The organism is Streptomyces sp. NBC_01089 (genome assembly GCF_045162975.1).
Classification (GTDB): Bacteria; Actinomycetota; Actinomycetes; order Streptomycetales; family Streptomycetaceae; genus Streptomyces.
This window is the reverse complement of sequence record NZ_CP108660.1, coordinates 5,103,954-5,129,000: the sequence shown is the minus strand read 5'-3', so window position 1 is coordinate 5,129,000 and position 25,047 is coordinate 5,103,954. Positions and strand designations below refer to the sequence as shown.

Below are 25,047 nucleotides of genomic sequence, written 5' to 3'. Positions count from 1 at the left end.
CTTCGTGGAGGGGGAGTTGAGGATCCGGGGACAGCTCACTTGCCGAAGACCAGCATGGTCTTCTCGGTGGTGTCGCCCTTCTTGCCCCTGACCTGGCCCGACATCAGGAAGAACCGGCCGTCCTGATAGGCGACCAGCTTCGAGTAGAAGGAGTTCTCGATACTGGCCGTGGACTCCGGGTTCTGCAGGACCACACTCGCCTTGCCGCCCGTCGGCGGGACGGAGACGACCGCGCCGCCCCCGTCGTACGAAGGCTCCTTGTACGCGATGAGGTGGGAGCCGTCCATCCGCAGCGGCAGCAGCGTACGGTCGCTGCCCGCCGGGACCCGCCACTTCTCCTTGCCGGTGTTCAGGTTGAAGGCGACCACGTCGTTCGCGCCGCTCTTCACCTGCGTCGGCAGATACAGCGTGTTGGCGTCGGCCGCCGTGCCGACACAGCCCTGGAGGTCACGGTCGATGATGGACAGACCGCACTCGGGCTGGAAGCTGTCCTTCGTGGTCAGCTGGGAGCGCCGGGTTCCGTCGTGCTTGAGGACGGAGATGTTCCAGGACTTCTTCTTCTCGTTGGTCGAGTAGATGACCAGCGGGTCGAGCGAGTAGACCTTCTTGACCTGCCAGCCCGCGGGGAGCGGGAACGTCCACTTGGACTTGCCGGTCGACGGGTCGAGTTCCTGCACCTGCTCGGTGGCGTCCGGCTGGCCGCTCTTGGTGCACTCCTCGACCGCGATCAGCTTGGCACCGCCGGCGAAGGCGTCGGGCTGGCACGCGCCCGCCATCTTCCCGAAGATCTTGTGCCCGTCGCTGACCGAGAAGGCGCTGGAGGGTCCCATCCGGCTGGCGGTCACGGTGTCGCCCGCGATCGTCAGCTCCAGGGAGCTCATGATGTCGAAGCTGCCCTCCTGCGGGATCTGCTTCTTCCAGCCGCCCTTGCCCGCCTTCAGGTCGATGACCTGCATCTGGTTGCAGTCGGCCTTGTCGGTGTCATTGCTCTTGTACGCGATGACGATCTTGTCGTCGGGGGTGGTCTGGCGGGGCGCGGCGCAGATCGCGTGCGGGACCGGCACGCTCCACTTCTCCTTGCCGTCGTTCACCCCGTACGCGGTGACCGTCTTGTACATCGCGCGTACGACGACGTCACCTGCGAACCACATGCCGTAGTTCTGGGCGCCGTCCTGCGGCAGCGCGACCTTGTTGGTCTGCAGCCAGAGGACCTTGTCCTCGCCCGCTTTGCGGCCCGCGTTGAGGTTGTCGTCGCCGGAGCGCCCGTCGCCGCTGCCGTCGCCCTGGTCGACACTGGCGGACGCGGACGGCCGGTCGTCCGTGTTCTTGCTGTCGCTCGCGACCGGCTTCTTGCCGTCGTCGTCACCGTTCCCGACGGCCAGATAGACCCCGCCGCCGATGACGAGCAGCGCCGCGACGGCCGCGCCGATGATGACACCAGGCTTGCCCTTGAAGGGGTTCTTGCCCCCGCCCTGCGGCGGGACCGGTCCACCCGGGTACTGCTGCTGCGGATAGCCGTACGGGCCCGGCTGCTGCCCGTAAGGACCCTGCGGCTGCTGGCCGTACGGGCCGGGCTGCTGGGTCTGGCCGTAGGGGCCCGGCTGCTGGGGCTGCTGCTGCGGGTATCCGTAGGGGCCCGACTGCGGCTGCTGGGGGGCCTGCTGGGGATATCCGTATCCGGGCTGCGGCCCGGACGGCGGCCCCTGCGGCTGACCCTGCGGCGGCGTCGGCGGCTGGGCGGGTGCGGACGGCGGGCCGGGCGGTGTCTGGGGCGGCGGCGGCATCTGCGGCGGCTGGGCGGGCGGCGGCGGAGCGCCGAAGCCACCCGGCGGCGGGTCCTGCGGGGCGCCGAAACCGCCCTGCGGCGGCTGCTGGTCGGGGGGCGGCTGAGTCATCAGCACATACCTCTTTACGCGGGGTCCACTGCCCGACCGGCCTCCCCCGCAATTCCGGCGGCGACAACCACCGGAAAGGAGCGAATCGGGTGTGGACCCCACACATCAACGTCAGTCGAGCGGGAGTTCTTTCTATCACCCGGGGAACGCACGGAGACGGCCCGGTCCGCCCCTGTGCCCAAGGGAGAACCGGGCTGTGATGCCCTCGTTACGCGCGTCTCGCGGTACGGCCGGACAGGTCCTAGGCGTCCTCGGCGAGCTCCAGCCAGCGCATCTCCAACTCTTCGCGCTGACCGGCCAGTTCCCGCAGCTCGGCGTCCAGTTCGGCCACTTTCCCGAAGTCTGTGGCGTTTTCGGTGATCTGGGCGTGCAGCTTGGTCTCACGGTCGGAGAACTTGTCCAGCTGCCGCTCGATCTTCTGGAGTTCCTTCTTCGCGGCGCGGCCGTCCTTCGCGGACACCATGCCGGGGACCTCCTTGGCCACGGACTGCACGGCGGCCGGGGTCTGCGCGTCGATCACCTTGCGGCGGCGCTCCAGATACTCGTCGACTCCGCGCGGCAGCATCCGCAGGCTCGCGTCGCCGAGCAGCGCGAAGACGCGGTCCGTGGTGCGCTCGATGAAGAACCGGTCGTGCGAGATCACGATCATCGACCCGGGCCAGCCGTCGAGGAGGTCCTCCAGCTGGGTCAGGGTCTCGATGTCCAGGTCGTTCGTCGGTTCGTCGAGGAACAGGACGTTGGGCTCGTCCATCAGCAGCCGCAGGATCTGCAGGCGGCGCCGCTCACCGCCGGAGAGGTCGCCGACCGGTGTCCACTGCTTCTCCTTGGAGAAACCGAACTGCTCGCAGAGCTGGCCCGCGGTCATCTCGCGGCCCTTGCCGAGGTCGACCCGGTCCCGTACCTGCTGCACCGCTTCGAGCACCCGCAGGGTCGGCTTGAGTTCGGCGACCTCCTGCGAGAGGTAGGCGAGCTTGACGGTCCTGCCGACGACGACCTTGCCCGCGGCGGGCTGGGTGTCGCCCTGGGTACGGGCCGCCTCGGCCAGCGCCCGCAGCAGCGAGGTCTTGCCCGCGCCGTTCACACCGACCAGACCGATGCGGTCGCCGGGGCCGAGCTGCCAGGTCAGATGCTGGAGCAGCAGCTTGTCCCCGGCCCTCACGGTGACGTCCTCCAGCTCGAAGACGGTCTTGCCGAGCCGGGCGTTGGCGAACTTCATCAGCTCGGATGTGTCGCGCGGCGGCGGCACGTCCGCGATCAGTTCGTTGGCGGCCTCGATGCGGTAGCGGGGCTTCGACGTACGGGCGGGGGCGCCGCGCCGCAGCCAGGCCAGCTCCTTGCGCATCAGGTTCTGCCGCTTGGACTCCTCGGTGGCCGCGATGCGTTCGCGCTCGGCGCGCGCGAAGACGTAGTCGCTGTAGCCGCCCTCGTACTCGTGGACCGCGCCGCGCTGGACGTCCCACATGCGGGTGCACACCTGGTCGAGGAACCAGCGGTCGTGGGTGACGACGACGAGCGCGGAGCGGCGGGCGCGCAGGTGGCCGGCGAGCCAGGAGATGCCCTCGACGTCGAGGTGGTTGGTGGGCTCGTCGAGCACGATCAGGTCCTGCTCGGCGATGAGCAGCTTCGCCAGGGCGATCCGGCGGCGCTCACCGCCGGAGAGGGGGGCGATGACGGTGTCCAGGCCATCGGAGAATCCGGGCAGGTCGAGCCCGCCGAAGAGCCCGGTCAGCACGTCCCTGATCTTGGCGTTGCCCGCCCACTCGTGGTCGGCGAGGTCGCCGATGACCTCGTGCCTGACGGTGGCCTGCGGGTCGAGGGAGTCGTGCTGGGTGAGGACACCGCTGCGCAGACCGCCGTTGTGGGTGACCCGACCGGTGTCGGGCTCCTCAAGACGGGCGAGCATCCGGATGAGGGTCGTCTTGCCGTCGCCGTTGCGGCCGACGACGCCGATACGGTCGCCCTCGGAGACGCCGAGCGATACACCGTCCAGCAGGGCACGGGTGCCGTAGACCTTGCTGACGGCCTCGACATTGACGAGGTTGACGGCCATTGACGCTCCTGGGACGGGGGTGATCGATCTCCCAGGGTACGGCGCGGTGGGCGAGCCCATTGCGACACCTCCGATTCCCGCGTACAGTTTCCTGTACGTACAATTTTCCGTACATCCGGGAGGGAGACTCCATGCGGACCATGACGTACACAGAATCACGGGCGAAATACGCCGAAACGCTCAACGCAGTGGTGGATGACCGCGAGGAGGTCGTCGTGACGCGGGCCGGGCACGACCCGGTCGTGATCGTGGCTCTCGACGAGTACGAGTCGCTGCGGGAGACGGCCTACCTGCTCCGCAGTCCTGCGAACGCCCGGCGTCTGCTGGCGTCGATCGAGCGCCTCGAGAGCGACGGCGGCACCGCACGCGAGCTGGCCGAGTGAAGTTCGTCTGGGACGAATCGGCCTGGGAGGACTACGTCTGGTGGCAGGCCCAGGACCGGAAGATCCTCAAACGCATCAACGCCCTGCTGCGGGACGTCGCGCGTAACGGCAACGACGGCATCGGCAAACCGGAGCCGTTGAAGCACGGGTTCCAGGGGTACTGGTCCCGCCGCATCACCGATGAGCACCGGCTGATCTACAAGCTGGTCGACGAAGAGGTCCGGATCGCCGGCTGCCGCTATCACTACGGGCGCTGACCGGAAACCCGCAGCACCGTCGCCCCCGCCACCCCGGACACCGCGACCCGCGCGGACCGGCAGGTGCCCGATTCCAGGAGCTCCGCCGCGATCCGCTCCGCCGTGTCCGCGTCCTTCGCCAGGAACGCCGTCGTCGGGCCCGATCCGGAGACCAGCCCGGCCAGGGCGCCGGCCGTCGTGCCTGCCGTGAGCGTGTCCGCCAGGGACGGGCGCAGGGAGAGCGCCGCCGGCTGGAGGTCGTTGGCCAGGGCGCCCGCCAGGGCCACCGTGTCGCCGGTGCGCAGCGCTTCGATCAGCGCCGGTGCCGCCTGCGGCGGGCCGGCGCCGGGGGTGAGCCGGTCGAACTCGCGGAAGACCGTCGGGGTGGAGAGCCCCCCGTCGGCCATCGCGAACACCCAGTGGAACGCGCCGCCCACCTCCAGCGGTGTCAGCCGCTCGCCCCTGCCGGTGCCGAGCGCCGCCCCGCCGACCAGGCTGAACGGCACATCGCTGCCCAACTCGGCACACAGGGCGAGGAGTTCCTCGCGCGTCGCACCCGTGGACCAGAGCGTGTCACAGGCCAGCAGGGCGCCCGCGCCGTCCGCGCTGCCGCCCGCCATGCCGCCCGCGACGGGGATGTCCTTGTCGATGTGGATGTGCACACCGGGCTCGATACCGCGCCGGGCGGCGAGCAGTTCGGCCGCCCGCGCCGCCAGGTTCGTACGGTCCAGCGGGACCTGGTCCGCGCCGGGGCCGGTGCAGGTGATGCGCAGGGTGTCCGCGGGGGTGACGGTGACCTCGTCGTACAGCGAGACCGCGAGGAAGACATTGGCCAGGTCGTGGAAGCCGTCGGGGCGGGCGCCGCCCACCGCGAGCTGGACGTTGACCTTGGCGGGGACGCGGACGGTCACGCCCGCCCCGGCCGTCCTCCCGGTACCGGCGTGCGCCGTCATGCTTTGCCCTCCGCGATCCGTGCGAACTCCTCGACCGTCAGCGACTCCCCGCGCGCCTGCGGCGAGACACCGGCGGCGATCAGGGCGGCCTCGGCCGCCGGCGCCGACCCCGCCCAGCCCGCGAGCGCGGCGCGGAGCGTCTTGCGGCGCTGTGCGAACGCCGCGTCGACGACCGCGAAGACCTCTTCCTTGGTGGCCGTGGTCGCGACCGGTTCGGTGCGCCGGACCATCGACACCAGGCCCGAGTCGACGTTCGGCGCGGGCCAGAACACATTGCGGCCGATGGAGCCGGCCCGTTTGACGTGGGCGTACCAGTTGGCCTTGACCGACGGCACCCCGTACACCTTGCTGCCGGGCTCGGCCGCGAGCCGGTCGGCGACCTCCGCCTGGACCATCACCAGCGTCCGCTCGATCGACGGGAACCTGGCCAGCATCGTGAGCAGGACCGGGACCGCCACGTTGTACGGGAGGTTCGCGACCAGTGCGGTGGGCGGCGGGCCGGGGAGTTCGGTGACCTGCATCGCGTCGGAGTGGACGAGCGTGAAGCGGTCGGCCCGGGCGGGCAGCCTGGCCTCGACCGTCGCGGGCAGCGCACCCGCCAGCACATCGTCGATCTCGACGGCGACCAGCCGGTCGGCCGCTTCGAGGAGCGCCAGGGTCAGCGAGCCGAGGCCGGGGCCGACCTCCACGACCACATCGTCCCGGGTCACCTCGGCGGTCCTGACGATCCTGCGCACCGTGTTGGCGTCGATGACGAAGTTCTGGCCGCGCTGCTTGGTCGGGCGTACGCCGAGCGCGGCGGCCAGTTCCCGGATGTCGGCGGGGCCCAGCAGGGCGTCGGAGACTTCGGGTCCCTGCGGGGACGTCTCGGGGGATGCCTGGGGAGACGTCTCGGGGGATGGCTCGGAGGATGACTCGGGTTCAGTGCTGCTCACCCGTCAAGCCTACGGCCGCGCGGACGGCGCCCGGTGCGCGCCGGGCTCGCACCGCGCGCACCGGCCCGGCACCGCCCGCACGCCGGCTCGCACCGCGCCCCGCCCGGGCGCCCGTCTCGCCACAGGGCGCCGTTTCACACGGTGGCGCCGTCCAGGCCGAACGCCCGGACCGTGTTGGCCATGAGCGCGGCGGCCAGTTCGTCCTCGCCGGTGTTCCGTACGGCCGCCATCGCCCGGACCGTCACCGGAATGAGATACGGCGCATTCGGCCTTCCCCGATAGGGGGCGGGGGTAAGAAAAGGCGCGTCGGTTTCGACAAGGACGAGTTCCAGCGGGGCCACGGCGAGTGCGTCACGCAGCGGCTGGGCGTTCTTGAACGTCATGTTGCCCGCGAAGGACATGAAATAGCCCCGGGCCGCGCAGAGTTCGGCCATTTCGGCGTCACCGGAATAGCAGTGGAATACCGTGCGGTCCGGCGCCCCCTCCTCGTCAAGAATGCGGAGTACATCGGCGTGGGCCTCGCGGTCGTGAATAACCAGCGCCTTGCCGTGCCTTTTCGCCATCTCGATGTGCGCCCGGAACGAGCGTTCCTGCGCCGCCAGGCCATCGGGCCCGGTCCTGAAGTGGTCGAGCCCGGTCTCGCCGACGGCCCGCACCTGCGGGAGCCCGGCCAGCCGGTCGATCTCGCCGAGCGCCTCGTCCAGCGCGCCGTCCCCGCCCGAGGGGCGGGCCCCCTGCCGCGACCAGCCTTCGTCGTCGCCGAGCACGATGCGGGGCGCTTCGTTCGGGTGCAGGGCGACCGCCGCATGCACGCTGTCGTACGCGGCGGCCGTCTCGGCCGCCCAGCGGGAGCCCTTCAGATCGCACCCCACCTGGATCACCGTGGTCACACCGACGGACGAGGCCCTGGCCAGGGCCTCGTCCACGGTGCTGTCCTGCATGTCCAGATGGGTGTGCGAGTCGGCCACCGGCACAGCGAGCGGTGCGGGCAGCGGCGGCGCGGTGTCCTTGCTCATGGGTTCGATCCTATGGGGGCACCTCCCAGCCCCCCGGGGCTGGGGGAGGGCCGCCGTGCGAAGGCCGATCCTCGGTGGGCGCGGTGCTCTAACCGCGGTGCTGGAAGGGGTGCAGCAGGTCCCGGAGCTGCCAGTGGTGGCGCTCGGCGGGTGCGGGGGTCGCCCCGCCCACGGCCGCGGCCCCTGCCGCAGGCCCGGCGTCGGCTCCCCGGTGCCCGGTGTCCCGGTGCTCGGTGTCACCGACTGCCCCGAGCGGGCCGGCGGGGGCGGTGAGGGTGTCGGGGTAATGGAGCAGATTCTGCACCGATGAGACCCGCCCGGACCTCATGATGCGTACGACGTGACCGCCGCAGTTCAGACAGCTCGGATTGGAAAGCGGCGAAGGCACACGCTCGCCGTTGGCCCGGTATACGACAAAAGTCTCGCCGGAAGCGCCGACGTGGTGCTCGATCTCGTACGACTGCTCCCAGCCATGACCACACCGCATACAGGCGAAGGAATACGCCTCATGGGCGGTGCTTTCAACTATCTCACTCATGCCAGCTCCTCTTGTCCGACGGACAAGCCTTCCGTGGGGCGATTCCGTCCCACTTCCAGTGGACGCCTCCGGCCCCCGGAATGCATCAGGTGCTGCCGACTATTGGACCGGTTTTGGCCTGCTCGTGGCCAAAGGCCCCGTGATCACGTTGCCCGCTTTGCCAATCGCGCGGGTCCTTTACCTCCCGGTGGCACGCGGCCGCCGCCGGGCGCCGCACGGCCACCTTCCGCGACCGCGCGGCTGCGGTACGCGGCCGTAGGGGCGCCCTCAGGCACCGGCCGGCCCGCGGTCCCCCGCCGGGCCCTTTGCCGTGTCTTTGACCGCGCCCCCGGCCGCGCCGCCGCCCGAATTCCCGGCCGTGTTCCTGGCCGCGCCGCCGACCGCGCCCTTGGCCGCGTTCTTGGCCGCGACCACCGCGTCGAACACCTCGCGCTTGGGCAGCCCCGCGTCGGCGGCGACCGCGGCGATGGCCTCCTTGCGGCGCTCCCCCGCCTCCTCGCGCACCTGCACCCTGCGCACCAGCTCGGCCGGGTCGAGCTGCTCGGGCCCGGTGTCGGGGGCGCCCTCGACGACGACGGTGATCTCGCCCCGTACGCCGTCCGCCGCCCACTCCGCGAGCGCCTTCAGTCCGCCGCGCTTCACTTCCTCGTACGTCTTGGTCAGCTCACGGCAGACCGCGGCCCTGCGGTCGGCGCCGAAGACCTCCGCCATCGCGGCGAGGGTGTCGTCCAGCCGGTGCGGAGCCTCGAAGTACACCAGCGTCCTGCGCTCGGCCGCGACCTCGCGGAGCCGGCCGATGCGCTCGCCCGCCTTGCGCGGCAGGAAGCCCTCGAAGCAGAAGCGGTCCACCGGCAGCCCGGACAGCGCCAGCGCGGTCAGCACAGCGGACGGGCCGGGGACGGCGGTGACCTTGATGTCCTGCTCCACACACGCGGCGACCAGCCGGTAGCCGGGGTCGGAGACCGACGGCATCCCCGCGTCCGTGACCAGCAGCACCCGAGCCCCGCCCGTCAGCGCCTCGACCAGCTCCGGGGTGCGGGCCGACTCGTTGCCCTCGAAGTACGAGACGACACGCCCCGTGGTCTGGACGCCGAGCGCCTGCGTCAGCCGGCGCAGCCGCCGGGTGTCCTCGGCGGCGACGACATCGGCCGTCGCCAGCTCCTCGGCGAGCCGGGGCGGCGCGTCCGACACATCACCGATGGGGGTCCCTGCGAGTACCAGCATTCCTGTCACGACTCCATTCTCCCAGCCCCGTGCACACCACTCTCACAGTCGGGTTCCCTACGATGGCGCGGTGACGAGTACAGCGCCTCAAGCCCTGAAGGGCCACGACGCCGGGGAACAGCCGCCCACCTGGGGGCGCAGACTGCGCCGGTTCGGGTACGCGGCCCCGCGCGAGACGGGTCTGCGCGAGCGGCTGGTGCCGCCGTACGCCACACCGGGCCCGCAGGTGTGGAACGTGCTCGGCCTCTCCCCCGCCTTCGCGGAGCGGCTGCTGCGCTGGTCGGCCTGGGGCGGTCCGCTCCTGGTCACCCTGGTCGCCGGGGTGCTGCGGTTCTGGAACCTCGGCAGCCCGCACGCGGTGATATTCGATGAGACGTATTACGCGAAGGACGCCTGGGCGCTGATCCACCAGGGCTACGAGGGCCACTGGCCGGACAACATCAACAACGCGATCCTGGCGAACCCCTCGCATGTCTCGGTGCCGTCCGACCCGGGCTATGTGGTGCACCCTCCGGTGGGCAAGTGGCTCATCGGGATCGGTGAGCACTTCTTCGGGTTCACGCCGTTCGGCTGGCGCTTCATGACGGCGCTGCTCGGCACGCTCTCGGTGCTGATGATCTGCCGGATCGGCAGGCGGCTGCTGCGCTCGACGTTCCTGGGGTGCCTGGCGGGTGCGCTGCTGACAGTCGACGGGCTGCACTTCGTGATGAGCCGCACCTCGCTGCTGGACCTCATCGTAATGTTCTTCGTGGTGGCGGCCTTCGGGGCGCTGCTCATCGACCGGGACAGAGCCCGCGCCAGGCTCGCCGCCGCCCTGCCGGTGGGCGAGGAGGGCGGGCTGCGGCCGGACAGCGGCATCGCGAGCACGGCCGGGCTCGGCCCGCGGCCCTGGCGGATCGCGGCCGGTGTGCTGCTCGGCCTGTCCGCCGCGACCAAGTGGAACGGCCTGTACGTCCTGGTCTTCTTCGCGGTGATGGCGGTGCTCTGGGACGTGGGCGCGCGCCGCACCGCGGGCGCCGTCCGCCCCTACCGGGCCGTGCTGCGCCGGGACGTGCTGCCGGCCTTCGTCTCGACGGTGCCGGTCGCCGTGGTGACGTACATGCTCTCCTGGACCGGCTGGTTCGTGACCAAGGGCGGGTACTTCCGCGACTGGGCCGCCCACCGCGCGGGGCTCTCCCCCGATCACATCAAACTGCCGGTGCTCGGCACGGTCCAACTGCCACAGTTCGACATGAGCTGGGTCCCGGCGTCGCTGCGCAGCTTCTGGCACTACGAGGCCGAGGTCTACAGCTTCCACGTCAATCTGACCGAGGGGCACCAGTACCAGTCGAACCCGTGGAGCTGGCTCGTGGTGGGCCGCCCCGTCTCGTACTTCTACGAGTCCCCGAAGCCGGGCACGGACGGCTGCCCGCAGGGCACCGAGAGCTGCGCCCGCGAGGTGCTGGCGATGGGCACCCCGCTGCTCTGGTGGGCGGCGTGCTTCGCGGTCCTGTACATCCTGTGGCGCTGGGTCTTCCGCCGGGACTGGCGGGCCGGGGCCATCGCGTGCGGGATCGCGGCCGGGTATCTGCCCTGGTTCATGTACCAGCAGCGGACGATCTTCTTCTTCTACGCGGTCGTCTTCGTGCCGTTCCTGTGTCTGGCCGTCGCCATGATGATCGGCGCGATCCTGGGGCCGCCCGGGTCGAGCGAGCGGCGCAGGGCGGTGGGCGCGATCGGCGCGGGTGTGCTGGTCCTGCTGATCGTGTGGAACTTCATTTATTTCTGGCCGCTGTTCACCGGGGACGCGATCCCGCTGAGCCAGTGGAACAACCGGATGTGGCTGAACACCTGGATCTGATCCCGGTCGGATAACGACGCCCCCTGCGCCACTGGGGTCCCGTACGCTGCTGGGCGTAACTCTCTTGAACATGTTCAAGAGACTCCTGGGGAGGGGACGCCGTAGTGCGTAGCGGGGCGAAGATAGGCATAGCGGGCGGGGTGTTCGTGGTCGTGGCCGGTGGGGTCGGCTATGGCGCGTACAACCTCTGGAACGGGCTGACCGGTTCGGGCACCGGAGACGGCTCCACGGGGACGACCCAGGCCGCCCCCGCCCGCACCGGTCCGCCGACCGCGGACGAGACCAGCGGTGTGGCCAAGGACTTCCTCGCCGCCTGGGCGAAGGGCGACGCGGACCGGGCGGCGCAGCTGACCAACAACGTGGCGGACTCCCAGCCGCTGCTGGCCGGTTACCGCGCGGACGCCCATGTCACCAGGGTGACGCTGACGCCGGGTGCGGCATCGGGTACGAAGGTGCCGTTCACGGTGAAGGCCACCATTTCGTACGAGGGGAAGACCAAGCCCTGGTCGTACGCGTCGTCGCTGAGTGTCGTACGCGGTCTGACGACCGGCCGGGCGCTGGTGGACTGGGACCCGTCGGTCGTCCACCCGGACCTGAAGAAGGGCCAGACGCTCACCACCGGTGAGGCGGAGTCCGCGCCGATCAAGGCGGTGGACGTCAACGGTGTCGAGCTGACGAAGGCCAAGTACCCCTCGCTGGGGCCGGTCCTGGACTCGCTGCGGCAGAAGTACGGCGACAAGGCGGGCGGCAAGCCGGGCATCGAGACGTACATCGGGGCGAGCGGATCCGCCGGCGGGGCCACCGAGGGATCCGGGGACGGCTCCGCGGACAGTCCGGCCCCGGCCAGGACCCTGCTGACTCTCTCCAAGGGCACCCCCGCGCTGCTGCACACCACGCTCGACGCGCGGGCGCAGGCGGCGGCCGAGGTGGCGGTGAAGAAGTTCAGCGAGTCGTCGGTGGTGGCGGTCAGACCGAGCACGGGTGAGATACGCGCGATCGCCAACAACCGTGCCGACGCCTTCGACGCGGCGACGCAGGGCAAGCTCGCGCCCGGCTCCACGATGAAGATCATGACCGCCGCGATGCTCATCGACAACGGTCTGGCATCCGAGAAGAGCCCCCTCCTCTGCGAGCCGTCGGTGACCTGGCAGGGTCAGACCTTCCACAATCTGGACAACTTCTCCATCCCGGGCGGCACCATGGAGAAGGCGTTCGCCCGGTCCTGCAACACCGCCTTCATCAAGCCGGTCGGGAAGCTGAACGACCGCGGCATCGCGGACACCGCCCTGCCGGACACGGCGAAGAAGTACTTCGGCATCGGCTCCGTCTGGAACGTCGGCATCCCGACCTTCGACGGCAGTGTGCCGCAGACGTCCGGCCCCAACACCGCGGCGGCGATGATCGGCCAGGGGCTGGTCCAGATGAACCCGCTCAACATGGCGTCGGTCACCGCCACCGCCCGCAGCGGCGCGTTCCACCAGCCGGTGATCGTGCCCAGGTCGCTGCGCGAGGGGGACACGGCCACCGCGCGGCCGCTGCCCGCCGCCACCGCGCAGCAGCTGCGCGACATGATGCACATCACGGCGACGGCCGGGTACGGGACGGGCACCGTGGCGATGTCGGGGGTCGGTGGGTACAAGGGCGCCAAGACCGGCTCGGCCGAGGTCGACGCACAGGGCAAGTCCAACAGCTGGTTCACCGGGTTCAGCAACGACCTGGCCGCGGCCGCGGTCGTCCAGTCGGGCGGCCACGGCGGCGACGCCGCAGGTCCGGTGGTCGCGGCCGTACTGGCAGCGGGCTCCTGAGACCGTTACTGGCGGCGGGCTCCTGAGACCGTTCAACGAGTTCGCGTGGCAGGTACACCGGACGCTAGCGTTACGGGCCATGAGCACTTCCGAACCCCCTGTGAATCCCCGGTTCGCCGAGGCGCTGCGCCAACTGGGCCTGGAGGTCGAGGTCCGCGGCTTTCCCGAGGCGACCCGGACGGCGGCCGAGGCGGCGGCCGCGGTCGGCTGCGAGCTCAGCGCGATCGTCAAGTCGCTGATCTTCGAGGCCGACGGGGCGCCCGTCCTGGTCCTGCTGGACGGGGCGTCCCGGGTCGACGTCGAGCGCGTACGGGAGGTGCTCGGCGCCGAGAAGGTCAAGCGCGCCGACGCCGCTCTCGTACGGGAGACCACCGGCTACGCGATCGGCGGGGTGCCGCCCTTCGGCCACCGCAACCGCACCCGGGTCATCGCCGACCGGGGCCTGCTGGAGCACCCCGTCGTGTGGGCGGCGGCCGGCACCCCGCACACGGTCTTCGCCCTGGAGCCGAAGTCGGTGGTCGCCCACGCGGGCGCCACCCTGGCCGATGTCCGGGAGTCCGCCGCGTGACACTCACGGTCATCCTCGCCGTCGTCCTCGCAGCGATAACCCACGCCAGCTGGAACGCCATTGCCCACCACATCAAGGACCAGCTGGTCTCCTTCACCCTGATCTCCGGGGGCGGGCTGCTGGTCGGCGCGCTGGGCGCGCTGTTCGTCCCCTTCCCGGCCGCCGCCGCGTGGCCGTATCTGCTCGTCTCGGCCGCGCTGCACGTCACGTACATGCTGCTGCTGATGCGGTCGTTCACACTCGGCGACTTCGGCCAGATGTACCCGATCGCGCGGGGCACCGCACCGCTCGTGGTGACCGTGCTGGCCGCCGTCTTCGTCCATGAGATCCCGAACGGCTGGCAGTTGGCGGGCGTCGCGGTGGCCTGCGCGGGGCTCGTGGGGGTGGCCGTCTGGGGCCTGAAGGGCTCCCGCCCGCAGTGGCCCGCGATCATCGCGGCGCTCGCCACCGGCCTGGCCATCGCCTCGTACACCACGGTCGACGGCGTCGGCGTCCGCGACTCGGGCTCGTCGCTGGGCTACATCGCCTGGCTGATGATCCTGGAGGGCATCGCCATCCCGGCGTACGCGCTGCACAGGCGCCGCGGCCAACTGGTCGCCCAGCTGCGCCCGTACGCCACCAAGGGGCTGATCGGCGGCGCGATGTCGGTGGTCGCGTACGGCCTGGTCCTGTGGGCCCAGACCCGCGCGCCGCTCGCCCCCATCGCGGCGCTGCGCGAGTCGTCGATCATCGTGGGCGCGGCGATCGGAGCGCTCTTCTTCAAGGAGAGGTTCGGGGCGCCGCGAATCGCGGCGGCCGGGCTGATGGTGGTCGGCATCGGGCTGATGCTGCACACGGCTTAGCCGCTGACGGCCGGGTGGCGTCGGTCTACCTGGATTCGGGGTGCGTGGCAGCGGGCCCAGGGGCGGCGGGCTGCGTGGCCGTGGGCTGCGTGGCCGTGGGCTGGGTGGCGGCGGCCAGCAGTGCCAGCTTGTCGGCGCTGTCCGTGCCCGGGTCCGGGTGGTAGATGACGAGGGTCTGGCCGGTCGTGCCGTCGATGCCGAGCCGCTCCCGGTTCAGCCGGAGCGCACCGACCTGGGGGTGGTCGATCCGCTTGGGCCCGCCCTCGCACAGCGCCACGTCGTGGCGGGCCCAGAGCCGGCTGAAACGGGGGCTGCCGAGGGAGAGTTCACCGACGAGTTCGATGACCCGGGGGTCGTCCGTGCCGGTGCCCACGGACTCACGGAAACCGGCGACCATCCCCAGGGCGGCGTTCTCCCAGTCCGGGTAGAGGTCCTGTTCCGCGGGGTCGAGGAAGATGCCGCGCAGGCGGTTGGCTCCTGGCGTGAGGCGGGGTGACAGCGCGGTCGCCAGGGCGTTCGCGGCGAGGACGTCGAAGTAGCGGCCCTCGACCAGCGCGGGCAGCGGGAGCGTGGCGACGAGCTGGGCGATACCGGCAGGAACGGTCTCCTTGCGGGGCCGTCGGCGGCGCCGCCGGGGTGTGGCCGCGCCGAGGTTCAGCAGGTACGCCGTCGCGTCGTCGTCGAGCCGCAGCACCCGGGCGAGGGATTCGAGGACCTGCACGGACGGGTTGCGGTCGCGGCCCTGCTCAAGGCGCAGGTAGTAGTCGGCGCTGATACCGGCCAGCATCGCGACCTCCTCCCGGCGCAGGCCCGGCACACGCCGGACGCCGAACACGGGGATACCGGCCTGGTCAGGGGTGACGAGCTCGCGGCGGGCGCGCACGTAGTCACCCAGCAGGTTCGGTTCACCGGTCATACCGCCACTGTAGGTCGGCCACCGGCGTACGTGCCTGGTCCTGCCACCCCCAGGACCGCGGGGGCCCTGGCTCGGCCCGCGCCCCGGCGGCAGCGTGGTCGGCGGCCCACCGGGCCTGCCATTCCCCGCAGGACACAGCAAGGAGCGAACCCATGCCGACGACGTATCTGCTGGTACACGGTGCCTGGCACAGCGGGCAGTGCTGGGAGCGGGTGGTACCGCTCCTTGAGGCGGCCGGGCACCGGGTGCTGGCACCGTCGCTCACCGGATACGGCGACAAGGCGCACCTGCTCGGCCCCGATGTGGGGCTCGACACCCACGTCGACGACATCGTCGGGCTGATCACCGGGGAGGACCTCACCGATGTGGTGCTCGTGGGGCACAGCTACGCCGGGCTGGTCGTCTCGGCCGTGGCCCACCGCGTCCCGGACCGGATCGGCCGGCTGGTCCATCTCGACGCGATGGTCCCGCGGGACGGCGAGAGCGCCGCCGATGTCATGCCCGTGACGCGGTCCCTGATCGATCTCGCCCTGCGGTCCGAGAGCGGCTGGCGGGTGCCGCCGCTGCCCGAAATGCCGCCGCCGGCCGGGCTGTTCGGGGTCACCGACCCGGCGGACCTCGCCTGGCTGCGCACCATGCTGTCGGACCAGCCGGTGCGCTGCCTCCAGCAGCCGGTCCGGCTGGACAATCCGGCCGCGGACGCGATCCCGCGCACACACATCCACTGTGTGACCGGCATACCGGAAGGCTTCGCCCGCCGCCCGGTCCCCGCGGTCCAGCCCAACGGCGACCCCGCCGAGGTGTGGGAGCTGGCGGCCGGCCACGACTGCATGATCACAGAACCGGCCGGGCTGGCCGGGCTGCTGCTCGGGGTGGGGCGCCCGGGCCTCCGTCCGGATCAGGCCGGGCTCTGAGGCCCGTTCCGCACCGGCGCACCCGGCTCGTGGTCGACGACCCTGCCGTTCTCGATCAGCCGCTTGATGCCGTACGTGGCCACCGCGGCCACCGCCATCGCGGCCACCAGGAACCACAGTCCGGCCACCGCCGACCCCGTGCGGTCCACGATCACGCCGATTCCCATCGGGCCGAATCCGCCGCCGAGGTTGCCGACCGCGTTGATCATGGCGATGCCGGACGCGGCCTGCACCCCGGTCAGGAACCGCGACGGCAGTGACCAGAGCACCGGCTGACCGGCGAAGATACACATCGCCGCGAGGCTGATGAAGGCCATCTGGAGCACATGGTCGCCCGACGGGACCAGCGCGGAGCCCGCGAGACCGGCCGCGCCGACCGCCGCGTTGCCCGCGATCCACGGATAGCGGGAGCCGCTGCGGTCGGCGAGCTTGGGCACGACGTACAGGCCGATCGCCACGAAGACGTACGGGACGGCCGTGACGAAGCCGACGGCCGTCCCGGAGAGTCCGCCGAAGCCGTCCACGATCGTCGGCAGCCAGAAGCTGAGTCCGTACGCACCGAGCGGGAAGCACAGGAAGTACAGGGACATCAGGACCACGCGTTTGTCGCGGAGGGTCTTCAGCGGGGATTCATGGTCGCCGCCCAGCGTGCTGCTCTCGACGGCCAGTTCGTCGGCGATCCACTTCTTCTCGCCGTCCTTGAGCCAGCCGACCCGCTCGGGCCCGTCGGGCAGGACGCGCAGCGTGAGGAAGCCGAGGAGCACCGCGGGGACACCGGTCGCGATGAAGATCCACTGCCAGCCCTTGACGCCGAGGACCCCGTCGAGGCCGCCGAGCGCGCCCATCAGCGGATTGCCGATGATGAAGGCGAGCGGTGTGGACATCATGAACCAGCCGGTCATCCGGGCGCGGTAGCGGTACGGGTACCACTTGGTCAGGAAGTAGAGGACGCCCGGATAGAAGCCGGCCTCGGCCGCGCCCAGCAGGAACCGGGCGGTGTAGAACTGCCAGCCGGTGGAGACCAGCGCGGTGAGGGCGGTGACCAGGCCCCAGCTGATCAGGATGCGGGTGAACCAGCGCCGGGCCCCGAACCGTTCGAGGAAGATGTTGCTGGGCACCTCGAAGATCGCGTAGGCGATGAAGAACCCCACCTGGCCGAGGGTGAACGCGGCGTTGGACAGGCCGAGTTCGTTCTGGAGCGTCAGCTTGGCGAAGCCGATGTTCGAGCGGTCCACATAGGCGACCAGATAGAGCAGGACCAGGAACGGCATCAGCCGCCAGGTCACCGCCTTCATCGTGCCGGTCTCCGTGCCGGTCCTCGTGCCGGTCCCCATGGCGTTCCTCCCCGGTGTGGCGATCATCATTGACCCTTTCGGTGCGTCCCTGGACACGCCTGGACCGTATCGTGATTTGATAGCACCATTAAGAGCGGGCAGGACACGACTAGGTCACAGCCGGTTTCCACCGCATCGACGACGGCACTGGAAGGACCACCACATGGCACCGCAGCTGCGCAGCCGCGCCTGGTTCGGGGACGGCGGCAAGAACGGCTTCATCGCACGCCATCATCTGCGGGCCATGGGGCGCGGCGGCCACAATTTCGACGGCAGGCCGGTCATCGGCATCTGCAACACCTTCTCCGAGCTGACGCCCTGCAACGGCCATCTCCAGCTCATCGCGGACGCGGTGAAGCGCGGGGTGCTCCAGGCCGGCGGCTTCCCCCTGGAATTCCCCGCGATGTCGCTCGGAGAGCCGTTCCTGCGTCCGACCTCCATGCTCTACCGCAATCTGGCCGCGATGGAGATCGAGGAGCAGATACGGGCCAACCCGATCGACGCCGTCGTCCTGCTCACCGGCTGCGACAAGACGACCCCGGCCGCCCTGATGGGCGCGGCCAGCGCGGGCGTGCCCGCGATGGTCTTCACCGGCGGCCCGATGCTCAACGGCCGCTTCAAGGGCCGCAACGTCGGCTCGGGTACGGACATCTGGCGGATGACCGAGGAACTGCGGGCCGGGACGATCACCCAGGAGGAGTTCACCGAGTTCGAGTCCTCGCTGAACCGTTCGGCCGGCCACTGCATGACCATGGGGACCGCGTCCACCATGGCCTGTCTGGCCGAGGCGCTGGGCATGATGCTGCCCGGCGGCTCGGGGCTGCCCGCGGTCGACGCCCGGCGCGGCACGCTCGCCGAGGAGACCGGTGCCCGCGCCGTCGAGCTGGCGACGAGCGGCCTCACCCCGCAGCGGATCATGACGCGCCACGCCTTCGAGAACGCGGTCCGCGTCAACGCGGCCATCGGCGGCTCCACCAACGCGGTCGTGCATCTGCTCGCCATCGCGGGCCGGCTCGGGGTGCCGCTCACCCTGGACGCCTTCGACCGGCTGGGCGCCGAACTGCCCCTGCTGATCGACCTGATGCCGTCCGGCCGCTTCCTGATGGAGGAGTTCGCGTACGCGGGCGGCCTGCCCGCCCTCATCAACGACCTGCGCGAACATCTCCACCCCGACACGGTCACCGTCACCGGCCGCTCGCTCCTGGAGAACTGCGAGGGCGTCGAGGTGTACGACCGCGAGGTCATCCGCCCCTTCGGCGATCCGGTGCTGCCCGCGGGCAGCGGCACGGCCGTGCTGCACGGCAATCTCGCCCCGGACGGCGCCGTGATCAAACAGTCGGCGGCCGAACCGCGGCTGCTCAGCCATACCGGGCCCGCCCTGGTCTTCGACTCGCTCGACGACTATCTGGACGTCGCCGAGGACCCGGATCTCGATGTCACGGCCGACACCGTCCTGGTCGTACGCAACACCGGCCCCCGGGGCTATCCCGGCATGCCCGAGGTGGGCAACCTCGCGCTGCCGAAGAAGCTGCTCGACGCGGGCGTGCGCGACATGGTCCGTATCTCCGACGCCCGGATGTCCGGGACCGCCTTCGGTACCTGTGTGCTGCATGTGGCGCCCGAGGCCGCCGTCGGCGGGCCGCTCGCGCTCGTACGGACCGGCGACCAGGTGTGCCTCGATGTCCCGGGCCGTCGTCTCGACGTCCTGGTGGACGACGCCGAGCTGGAGCGGCGCAGGAGAGGGTGGGAGGCGCCGAGGCCGCCGGCCGAGCGCGGCTGGACGTATCTCTACACCCAGCATGTGACACAGGCCGACACCGGCGTCGACCTGGACTTCCTGGTCGGCTCGACCGACTCCGCCCCGCCGCGCCGGGCCTTCTGAGGAGCTGAGCCGTCACCATGACCGATACACCCATGACCGGCACACCCGTGACCGGCACACCCGTGAACACCGGGGCCAAGGACACCGAGGCGCTGGTCCGCGGTGTCTCGCCCGTGCTCGAAGTCCCCTTCCACGACAACGGCGATCTGGACCCGGACGGCTTCACGACCGTCGTCGACCGGGTGCTGGCCACCGGGGTCAGCTCGGTGATGTTCCCCGGATTCGCGAGCGAGTTCCACAAACTCGACGGCCCGGAGCGGGAGTTGCTGACCGGGCTGCTGCTCGACCGCACCCGCGGGGAGTCCGGTGTCGCCGCCGTCGTGTCCGTACCCGACCACGCCACCCGGCACGCGGTCGCCCAGGCCGAGGCGGCGGCCGAGCGCGGCGCCGACGCGCTCAATGTGCTGCCGCCGCACTTCCTCGGCCCGTCACGCGAAGCCGTACTGGCGCACGTACGGGCCGTGCTCGCCGCGGTGGACCCGCTGCCCGTCGTCCTGCAGTACGCCCCCGCGCAGACCGGTACCGCGCTGGACGCCCCCACGCTGCACCAGCTCGCCGCCGAGCACCCCAACCTGCGCTGGGTGAAGGTCGAATCGGCGCCGCCGGGCCGGCTCATCGCGGCGCTCGCCGCGGGGCGACGTCCGCTGCCTGCGCTGGTGGGCTACGCCGGGCTCCAGCTGCCCGACGCGCTGCGGCGCGGTGCGGTCGGGGTGCAGCCCGGGTGTTCCTTCACCGAGCTGTACGTCGAGCTGTGGCGCCGCTGGGAGGCGGGCGACGAGAGCGGCTGCGTCGCCCTGCACACCCGGATGACCCCGTACCTCTCGTACTGGATGCAGAGCGTCGAGCTGATCGTCGCCGCGGAGAAGGAGATCTCGGTGCGCCGCGGCTGGTTCGGGTCGGCGCACTGCCGTGCCCCCGGGTACCGCCTCGACCAGGAGGAGCTGCGCATGGTCGACCGCTTCTGCGCGGAGTTCGCCGGTCTGCTGCCGGAGCTCGCGCGATGAGCGGCCCCTCCGTGCTCACCTGCGGCGAGGCGATGCTGCTGATGGTCGCCGAGCCCGGCATCCCGCTGGAGCGGGCCACCGCCTTCCGCCGCTCGGTCGCGGGCGCGGAATCCAATGTCGCGGCGGGTCTGGCCCGGCTCGGGCACCCGGTGCGCTGGCTCGGCCGGGTCGGCGACGATCCCTCGGGGCGGGCCGTGCTGGCCCAGCTGCGGGCCGACGGCATCGACACCTCGTACGCCGTGATCGACCCGGCGGCGCCGACCGGGCTGCTGCTGCGTGACAGTCACCCGGCCAGGGCGATCGATGTGCAGTACCACCGGGCGGGCTCCGCCGCCTCGCTCCTCGCGCCCGGCGCGCTCACCCCTGATGTGCTGGGCGGCGCCGCGATCGTCCATCTCACCGGCATCACCCCGATGCTCTCGGACTCCGCGCGCCTGGCCACGCTGCGGCTGTTCGAACTGGCCCGTGAGGCGGGGGCGACGGTCTCCTTCGACCCCAACGTGCGGCTGAAGCTCGGCAGTCCGCAGCGGTGGCGCGAGGTCGTCGCACCGCTCCTGGAACGGGCGGACCTGGTCCTGGCGGGCGAGGACGAACTGGAGCTGCTCGGCGGGCCCGACCCCCAGCGGCTGCTGGCTGCCGGGGCGCGGGCCGTGGTGGTCAAGCACCGCGACAAGTCGGCCTCCTGCCTTACGGATGAGGGGAGTTGGCGCCGGCCGGCCTTCCGGGTCCCGGTGACCGACCCGGTGGGCGCCGGCGACGCGTTCGCCGCGGGGTTCCTCTCCGGGGTGCTGCGCGGCGAGCCGTACGAGGTGTGTCTGCGCAGGGCGGCCGCTGTCGCCGCGCTGGTCGTGCAGTGCGCCACGGACACCGACGGGCTGCCCGACCGGGCGGGTCTTGACCGGGCACTCGCCGCGTTCACCGGCGGCGCCGAGACCGTGCACCGCTGACGCACCCTTCCCCCCTCTCTCCCGCCCGTCCCTTCTCTCCAGGAGCAACACGTCATGGACCACCTGTACCGCTGGGAGACCGTCAGGGCCGTCACGGCCCAGCGCGTCTTCGGCATCGTCCGCACCCCCGGCCCCCGGGAGGCCGTGGCCGCCTCCGACGCCGTACTGGACGCCGGGCTGCACGCCGTCGAGATCGCCCTCACCACCCCGGGCGCGCTGCGTGCGGTGGCCCAGCTGACCGAGCGGCGTCCCGGGGCCCTGGTCGGGGCGGGCACCGTACTCGACGGGGCCGCCGCGCGGGCCGCCGTGGAGGCGGGCGCCCGCTTCCTGGTCTCGCCCAGCCTCCACCCGGAGGTGATCCGTACCGGCCACCGCTACGGCGTACCCGTCTTCCCCGGTGTGACCACCCCGACCGAGATGGTGCGGGCTCTGGAGGAGGGCGCCGACGCGCTGAAGCTCTTCCCGGCGTCGGCCGTCCCGCCGTCCTGGCTGCGCGATGTGCGGGCCGCACTCCCCCAGGCCCCCGTCATACCCACGGGAGGTGTGACAATCGAGAACGCACCGGAGTGGATCGCGGCCGGCGCCGTCGCCTGCGGCATGGGCTCGGCGCTGACCTCGGGCGGCGCACAGGCGGCGGGCGAGCGGGTCACCGCCCTGCTGGGCCGCCTGGCGGCAGCCCGCTGACCACACCGGACCGGACACATCGGCAGACGGGGAACGACGTGGAGCTTCAGGGCCTGCACGGCCAGGTGGTCGACCGGATCGGCCAGTCGCTCGCGGCGGACGAGATCCGGGCGGGCGAGGTGCTGCGCCTGGAGGACGTACAGGAGCGGTACGGCGTCTCGCGCACCGTGGCCCGCGAGGCCGTACGGGTCCTGGAGTCGAAGCGGGTCGTCACCAGCCGCCCCCGGGTCGGCATCACCGTACGGCCGATGAACGACTGGAATCTGTACGACCCCCAGGTCATCCGCTGGCGCCTGGCGTCACCGCGCCGTGAGACACAGCTGCGCGAACTGGCCGAGCTGCGGGCCGCGGTGGAGCCGTCGGCGGCCGCGCTCGCCGCGACGGGCGCCGGTGACGAGGCCCGGCGCGCCCTGAGCGCCCATGCGCAGGCGATGGCCGGCGCGGCCCACGCGGGCGACAGCCGGGGGTTCATCGCGGCCGACGCCGCCTTCCACCGGGCGCTGCTCACCGCGTCGGGCAACGGCATGTTCGCCCAGCTCTCCGAGGTCACCGAGGAGCTCCTGGTGGCGCGGCGCGAACTGCTGCTGATGCCGGAGCAGGTGGACATGGCGTCGGTGCGCAGGCACCAGGAGGTCGCGGACGCCATCGCCGAGGGCCGCGCCGGCGACGCGGCCCGCGCGGTGAGCACGGTCGTGGAAGCCGCCCGCAGCGAGGTCGAACAGCTCCTGGAGGGCGGCTCGGCCTGCGCCTTGGGCGGCTGACTCAGCTCCCGGGCCGCACGGTCACCGGCGCCGCGTCGGGCCCGTCGGCCCGCGCCGTCTCGGCGGCCAGCCGGCCCGGTGTGGTGAAGCGGCCGGACACGACCGCCACCACCGCGCCCAGCAGCATGGCCCCGGCGATCACGAGCAGCGGTGCGTCGAACGATCCGGTGGCGTCCTTGATGACGCCGATCAGCGGGGTGACGGCGAGCCCCGCGACATTGGCGAAGGCGTTGATGAAGGCCACCCCGGCCGCCGCCGCGACGCCGGTCATGAAGGCCGTCGCGCTCCCCCACAGCGCAGGCACCGCGGCCCAGGCCGCCCCGGTGGAGAGCGCGAGAAGGGCGAACCCCGCCACTCCGGGCCCTGCCGCCACACTCGCGACGAGCAGTACGCCCGATACGGCCATCGGTACGGCCATGTGCAGCGCGTGCTTCCCACGCCGGTCGACCGAGCGCGCGACGATCACCATGGCGACCACGGCCAGGGCATAGGGGACAGCGGTGAGCAGGGTGGTCACGAAGTCGCTCGGGTCCCCGAAGCCGCCCTGGATCACCTGCGGCATCCACAGGGTCAGGCCGATGCTGTCGAACGAGTACAGGAAGAAGAAGAGCGCGAGCAGAAGCACCCCGGGGCTGGTGAGCGCCTGGCGCACGGAGACCGCGCGCTGTCCCGCCATCTCCGCCCGCTCCTGGGCGAGACGGCCGGTGAGCCACCGCCGGTTGCGCTCGGGCAGCCACGCGGCGTCCTCAGGGGCGTCGGTCAGTGACTTCAGGACGATGAACCCGAGCAGTACGGCGGGCACCGCCTCGACGACGAACAGCCACTTCCAGCCGGGGGTGTCGAGCACGCCGTCCATCTTCATGACCAGGCCGCTGAGCGGTGAGCCGATGACCGTGGCGAGCGCGGCGCCCACATAGAAGCGGCCCATCGCCCGGCCCCGGTGGCCGGCCGGGAACCAGCGGGTCAGGTACCAGATGACGCCGGGTGTGAAGCCCGCTTCGGCGGCGCCGAGGAACAGCCGTACCAGGTAGAAGGAGTGCGAACCCCCGACCAGGGCCATACAGCCGGAGACGACGCCCCACGAGATCATGATGCGGGCGATCCAGCGGCGTGCGCCGAGCTTGGCGAGCAGCACATTGCTGGGCACCTCGAAGACGACATAGGTGGCGAAGAACAGGCTGGCTCCCAGGCCGAACTGGGCTGCCGTCAGTCCGATCGCGTCGTTCATCGTCAGTGCGGCGACCGAGAGGTTGGAACGGTCGATGTACGCGACCAGGTAGCAGACGACAATCAGCGGCATCAGCCGCCTGGTCACCCGGCTCATGGTGTCGCGCTCCAGGCCGCCGTCGTCCCTGCCGACCACGCTGTCCTGATCAGGGCTCATCGGTCCCCCTCTGTCCGGTCCGCGGGTGTGCACCGTATGCACACCCTTTCTTAATGGTGCTATGATCGGCTCAATCGTGCGGGTGTGGACCGCCCCTGTCAACGGCCTGGTGCACACGGAGAGAAGAAGACGAAGCCGCAAGGCAGAGACGGAAGGCGGAGACCCTGATGTCCCGGACCGTGCAACGCGCCATGGAGATCCTGGAGTTCACCGGCACGGCACCGCGCACCCTGGCGGACATCTCGGAGCGGCTCGGCGTCCACAGGACCACAGCTCTGCGTCTGCTCCAGACCCTGCGGGACGGCGGCCTCGCCCGCCGGCTGCCCGACGGGCGATGGGGCGCAGGACCGCGGCTGGCCTCGCTCGGCGCTCACTCGTCCGGGCAGTTCGGGCTCGCCGACACCGCCCGCCCCCATCTCGCGGCGCTTCAGGAGCACACCGGCCACACCGTGCATCTGGCCGCGCTCCGTGACGACACGATTCTCTACATCGACAGAATCTCGCCGCCGGGTCCGGTCCGGCTGTACGCCAGGGTCGGCCGGCCCGTACCGCTCCACACCGCGGGCGTGAGCAAGGCGATCCTCGCGCACCTTCCGCCCGCCCGTACCGAACAGCTCATCGACGGCTGGGAGTTCACCCGCCACACCCCCACCACGCTCACCACCAGGGCCGCCTTCGACGATGAGCTGGCGGCCGTTCTGGAGCGCGGGTGGGCCACGGACGACGAGGAGTTCGAGGAGTTCGTGCACTGTGTCGCCGCACCCGTGCGCAACGCCTACGGCGAGGTGATGGCCGCCGTCTCGCTCACCGCGCTGCGCGCCCAGGCCGACCGCCCGGCGCTGCACGGCCTGGTGCCCGATGTGCGGCGCTGCGCCCGGCTGGTGTCGGCGGATCTCGGCTTCCTGCCCTGACGGTTCCCGGCTCCCGGTTCCCCTT

General features: G+C 71.4%; 23 protein-coding genes. 13 read left to right on the top strand and 10 right to left on the bottom strand.

Annotation, left to right across the window (positions count from 1 at the left end):
* Positions 1 to 35: 35 nt before the first annotated feature.
* Together OG510_RS23075 and OG510_RS23070 are read right to left on the bottom strand one after the other, a co-directional pair.
* Positions 36 to 1,895, bottom strand: a complete 1,860-nt coding sequence (locus OG510_RS23075) for a PQQ-binding-like beta-propeller repeat protein (RefSeq protein WP_406139247.1) — start codon at positions 1,893 to 1,895, stop codon at positions 36 to 38.
* A gap of 241 nt (positions 1,896 to 2,136) precedes the next feature.
* Positions 2,137 to 3,945, bottom strand: a complete 1,809-nt coding sequence (locus OG510_RS23070) for an ABC-F family ATP-binding cassette domain-containing protein (RefSeq protein WP_406139245.1) — start codon at positions 3,943 to 3,945, stop codon at positions 2,137 to 2,139.
* Positions 3,946 to 4,076: 131 nt separating this feature from the next.
* Between OG510_RS23070 and OG510_RS23065 the strand changes: the two genes are divergently transcribed.
* Positions 4,077 to 4,328, top strand: a complete 252-nt coding sequence (locus OG510_RS23065; protein WP_406139244.1) for a type II toxin-antitoxin system Phd/YefM family antitoxin — start codon at positions 4,077 to 4,079, stop codon at positions 4,326 to 4,328.
* Complete coding sequence (locus tag OG510_RS23060; RefSeq protein ID WP_406139242.1) at positions 4,325 to 4,585, top strand: Txe/YoeB family addiction module toxin; 261 nt, start codon at positions 4,325 to 4,327, stop codon at positions 4,583 to 4,585. Before OG510_RS23065 ends, OG510_RS23060 begins: the two co-directional genes overlap by 4 nt.
* Here OG510_RS23060 and OG510_RS23055 read toward each other — a convergent pair.
* The 5 genes from OG510_RS23055 to rsmI all read right to left on the bottom strand — a co-directional run bounded on the left by OG510_RS23055 (position 4,573) and on the right by rsmI (position 9,239).
* Positions 4,573 to 5,517: a 4-(cytidine 5'-diphospho)-2-C-methyl-D-erythritol kinase gene (locus OG510_RS23055; protein WP_406139241.1), complete on the bottom strand. Its 945-nt coding sequence runs from the start codon at positions 5,515 to 5,517 to the stop codon at positions 4,573 to 4,575. The genes OG510_RS23060 and OG510_RS23055 overlap by 13 nt on opposite strands.
* Positions 5,514 to 6,350 carry a 16S rRNA (adenine(1518)-N(6)/adenine(1519)-N(6))-dimethyltransferase RsmA gene (gene rsmA, locus OG510_RS23050; protein WP_406142494.1) on the bottom strand — a complete coding sequence of 279 codons (837 nt, stop codon included), beginning with the start codon at positions 6,348 to 6,350 and terminating at the stop codon, positions 5,514 to 5,516. The genes OG510_RS23055 and rsmA overlap by 4 nt, the downstream gene beginning before the upstream one ends.
* A 236-nt stretch (positions 6,351 to 6,586) precedes the next feature.
* Complete coding sequence (locus OG510_RS23045; protein WP_406139239.1) at positions 6,587 to 7,468, bottom strand: TatD family hydrolase; 882 nt, start codon at positions 7,466 to 7,468, stop codon at positions 6,587 to 6,589.
* An 88-nt stretch (positions 7,469 to 7,556) separates the two neighbouring features.
* Positions 7,557 to 8,006: a hypothetical protein gene (locus tag OG510_RS23040; RefSeq protein ID WP_406139237.1), complete on the bottom strand. Its 450-nt coding sequence runs from the start codon at positions 8,004 to 8,006 to the stop codon at positions 7,557 to 7,559.
* A 267-nt stretch (positions 8,007 to 8,273) separates the two neighbouring features.
* On the bottom strand, positions 8,274 to 9,239 hold the full coding sequence (rsmI, locus tag OG510_RS23035; RefSeq protein ID WP_406139236.1) for a 16S rRNA (cytidine(1402)-2'-O)-methyltransferase: 966 nt from the start codon (positions 9,237 to 9,239) through the stop codon (positions 8,274 to 8,276).
* A 61-nt stretch (positions 9,240 to 9,300) separates the two neighbouring features.
* On the opposite strand from rsmI, the gene OG510_RS23030 reads away from it, so the two are divergent.
* The 4 genes from OG510_RS23030 to OG510_RS23015 all read left to right on the top strand — a co-directional run bounded on the left by OG510_RS23030 (position 9,301) and on the right by OG510_RS23015 (position 14,285).
* Complete coding sequence (locus OG510_RS23030; protein WP_406139234.1) at positions 9,301 to 11,070, top strand: dolichyl-phosphate-mannose--protein mannosyltransferase; 1,770 nt, start codon at positions 9,301 to 9,303, stop codon at positions 11,068 to 11,070.
* Between the two features lie 104 nt (positions 11,071 to 11,174).
* Positions 11,175 to 12,875 carry a penicillin-binding transpeptidase domain-containing protein gene (locus OG510_RS23025; RefSeq protein ID WP_406139233.1) on the top strand — a complete coding sequence of 567 codons (1,701 nt, stop codon included), beginning with the start codon at positions 11,175 to 11,177 and terminating at the stop codon, positions 12,873 to 12,875.
* A gap of 79 nt (positions 12,876 to 12,954) precedes the next feature.
* On the top strand, positions 12,955 to 13,443 hold the full coding sequence (locus tag OG510_RS23020; RefSeq protein WP_406139231.1) for a YbaK/EbsC family protein: 489 nt from the start codon (positions 12,955 to 12,957) through the stop codon (positions 13,441 to 13,443).
* Entirely contained in the window at positions 13,440 to 14,285 is an 846-nt protein-coding gene (locus tag OG510_RS23015; RefSeq protein WP_406139229.1) for an EamA family transporter, read from the top strand. The genes OG510_RS23020 and OG510_RS23015 overlap by 4 nt, the downstream gene beginning before the upstream one ends.
* A gap of 25 nt (positions 14,286 to 14,310) precedes the next feature.
* On the opposite strand, the gene OG510_RS23010 is transcribed toward OG510_RS23015, so the two are convergent.
* A complete protein-coding gene (locus tag OG510_RS23010) occupies positions 14,311 to 15,201 on the bottom strand; it encodes a helix-turn-helix domain-containing protein (RefSeq protein ID WP_406139228.1) in 891 nt (296 codons plus the stop codon).
* Positions 15,202 to 15,353: 152 nt separating this feature from the next.
* On the opposite strand from OG510_RS23010, the gene OG510_RS23005 reads away from it, so the two are divergent.
* Positions 15,354 to 16,115 carry an alpha/beta fold hydrolase gene (locus OG510_RS23005; protein WP_406139226.1) on the top strand — a complete coding sequence of 254 codons (762 nt, stop codon included), beginning with the start codon at positions 15,354 to 15,356 and terminating at the stop codon, positions 16,113 to 16,115.
* On the opposite strand, the gene OG510_RS23000 is transcribed toward OG510_RS23005, so the two are convergent.
* Positions 16,100 to 17,449, bottom strand: a complete 1,350-nt coding sequence (locus OG510_RS23000) for an MFS transporter (RefSeq protein WP_406139224.1) — start codon at positions 17,447 to 17,449, stop codon at positions 16,100 to 16,102. The genes OG510_RS23005 and OG510_RS23000 overlap by 16 nt on opposite strands.
* Positions 17,450 to 17,612: 163 nt before the next feature.
* Here OG510_RS23000 and OG510_RS22995 point away from each other — a divergent pair, with 163 nt between their 5' ends.
* From OG510_RS22995 to OG510_RS22975, 5 genes are all read left to right on the top strand, one after another.
* Positions 17,613 to 19,331, top strand: coding sequence for an IlvD/Edd family dehydratase (locus OG510_RS22995; protein ID WP_406139222.1), 1,719 nt, complete (start codon positions 17,613 to 17,615; stop codon positions 19,329 to 19,331).
* Positions 19,332 to 19,348: 17 nt separating this feature from the next.
* A complete protein-coding gene (locus OG510_RS22990) occupies positions 19,349 to 20,335 on the top strand; it encodes a dihydrodipicolinate synthase family protein (protein WP_406139221.1) in 987 nt (328 codons plus the stop codon).
* A complete protein-coding gene (locus tag OG510_RS22985) occupies positions 20,332 to 21,282 on the top strand; it encodes a sugar kinase (RefSeq protein WP_406139219.1) in 951 nt (316 codons plus the stop codon). The genes OG510_RS22990 and OG510_RS22985 overlap by 4 nt, the downstream gene beginning before the upstream one ends.
* Before the next feature lie 63 nt (positions 21,283 to 21,345).
* Positions 21,346 to 21,966: a bifunctional 4-hydroxy-2-oxoglutarate aldolase/2-dehydro-3-deoxy-phosphogluconate aldolase gene (locus OG510_RS22980; RefSeq protein ID WP_406142493.1), complete on the top strand. Its 621-nt coding sequence runs from the start codon at positions 21,346 to 21,348 to the stop codon at positions 21,964 to 21,966.
* Positions 21,967 to 22,004: 38 nt separating this feature from the next.
* Positions 22,005 to 22,727, top strand: coding sequence for an FCD domain-containing protein (locus OG510_RS22975; RefSeq protein ID WP_343235300.1), 723 nt, complete (start codon positions 22,005 to 22,007; stop codon positions 22,725 to 22,727).
* A 1-nt stretch (position 22,728) separates the two neighbouring features.
* Here OG510_RS22975 and OG510_RS22970 read toward each other — a convergent pair whose 3' ends face one another.
* The gene (locus OG510_RS22970; RefSeq protein ID WP_406139218.1) at positions 22,729 to 24,111 is read right to left on the bottom strand and encodes an MFS transporter; all 1,383 of its coding nucleotides are present in this window, start codon (positions 24,109 to 24,111) and stop codon (positions 22,729 to 22,731) included.
* A 167-nt stretch (positions 24,112 to 24,278) separates the two neighbouring features.
* Here OG510_RS22970 and OG510_RS22965 point away from each other — a divergent pair, with 167 nt between their 5' ends.
* Positions 24,279 to 25,022 (top strand): IclR family transcriptional regulator, encoded by a 744-nt coding sequence (locus tag OG510_RS22965; RefSeq protein ID WP_406139216.1) that lies wholly within the window; start codon positions 24,279 to 24,281, stop codon positions 25,020 to 25,022.
* The last annotated feature ends 25 nt before the right edge of the window (positions 25,023 to 25,047 follow it).

Excerpts from the sequence above, each read along its gene's own strand:
- OG510_RS22970 (WP_406139218.1), bottom strand. The coding sequence starts at position 24,111 with ATGAGCCCTGATCAGGACAGCGTGGTCGGCAGGGACGACGGCGGCCTG.
- OG510_RS23070 (WP_406139245.1), bottom strand. The coding sequence starts at position 3,945 with ATGGCCGTCAACCTCGTCAATGTCGAGGCCGTCAGCAAGGTCTACGGC.
- OG510_RS23055 (WP_406139241.1), bottom strand. The coding sequence starts at position 5,517 with ATGACGGCGCACGCCGGTACCGGGAGGACGGCCGGGGCGGGCGTGACC.
- OG510_RS22965 (WP_406139216.1), top strand. The coding sequence starts at position 24,279 with ATGTCCCGGACCGTGCAACGCGCCATGGAGATCCTGGAGTTCACCGGC.
- OG510_RS22985 (WP_406139219.1), top strand. The coding sequence starts at position 20,332 with ATGAGCGGCCCCTCCGTGCTCACCTGCGGCGAGGCGATGCTGCTGATG.
- OG510_RS23020 (WP_406139231.1), top strand. The coding sequence starts at position 12,955 with ATGAGCACTTCCGAACCCCCTGTGAATCCCCGGTTCGCCGAGGCGCTG.
- OG510_RS23000 (WP_406139224.1), bottom strand. The coding sequence starts at position 17,449 with ATGGGGACCGGCACGAGGACCGGCACGGAGACCGGCACGATGAAGGCG.
- OG510_RS23065 (WP_406139244.1), top strand. The coding sequence starts at position 4,077 with ATGCGGACCATGACGTACACAGAATCACGGGCGAAATACGCCGAAACG.
- OG510_RS23005 (WP_406139226.1), top strand. The coding sequence starts at position 15,354 with ATGCCGACGACGTATCTGCTGGTACACGGTGCCTGGCACAGCGGGCAG.
- OG510_RS22995 (WP_406139222.1), top strand. The coding sequence starts at position 17,613 with ATGGCACCGCAGCTGCGCAGCCGCGCCTGGTTCGGGGACGGCGGCAAG.
- OG510_RS23040 (WP_406139237.1), bottom strand. The coding sequence starts at position 8,006 with ATGAGTGAGATAGTTGAAAGCACCGCCCATGAGGCGTATTCCTTCGCC.
- OG510_RS23075 (WP_406139247.1), bottom strand. The coding sequence starts at position 1,895 with ATGACTCAGCCGCCCCCCGACCAGCAGCCGCCGCAGGGCGGTTTCGGC.
- OG510_RS23010 (WP_406139228.1), bottom strand. The coding sequence starts at position 15,201 with ATGACCGGTGAACCGAACCTGCTGGGTGACTACGTGCGCGCCCGCCGC.
- OG510_RS23045 (WP_406139239.1), bottom strand. The coding sequence starts at position 7,468 with ATGAGCAAGGACACCGCGCCGCCGCTGCCCGCACCGCTCGCTGTGCCG.
- OG510_RS22990 (WP_406139221.1), top strand. The coding sequence starts at position 19,349 with ATGACCGATACACCCATGACCGGCACACCCGTGACCGGCACACCCGTG.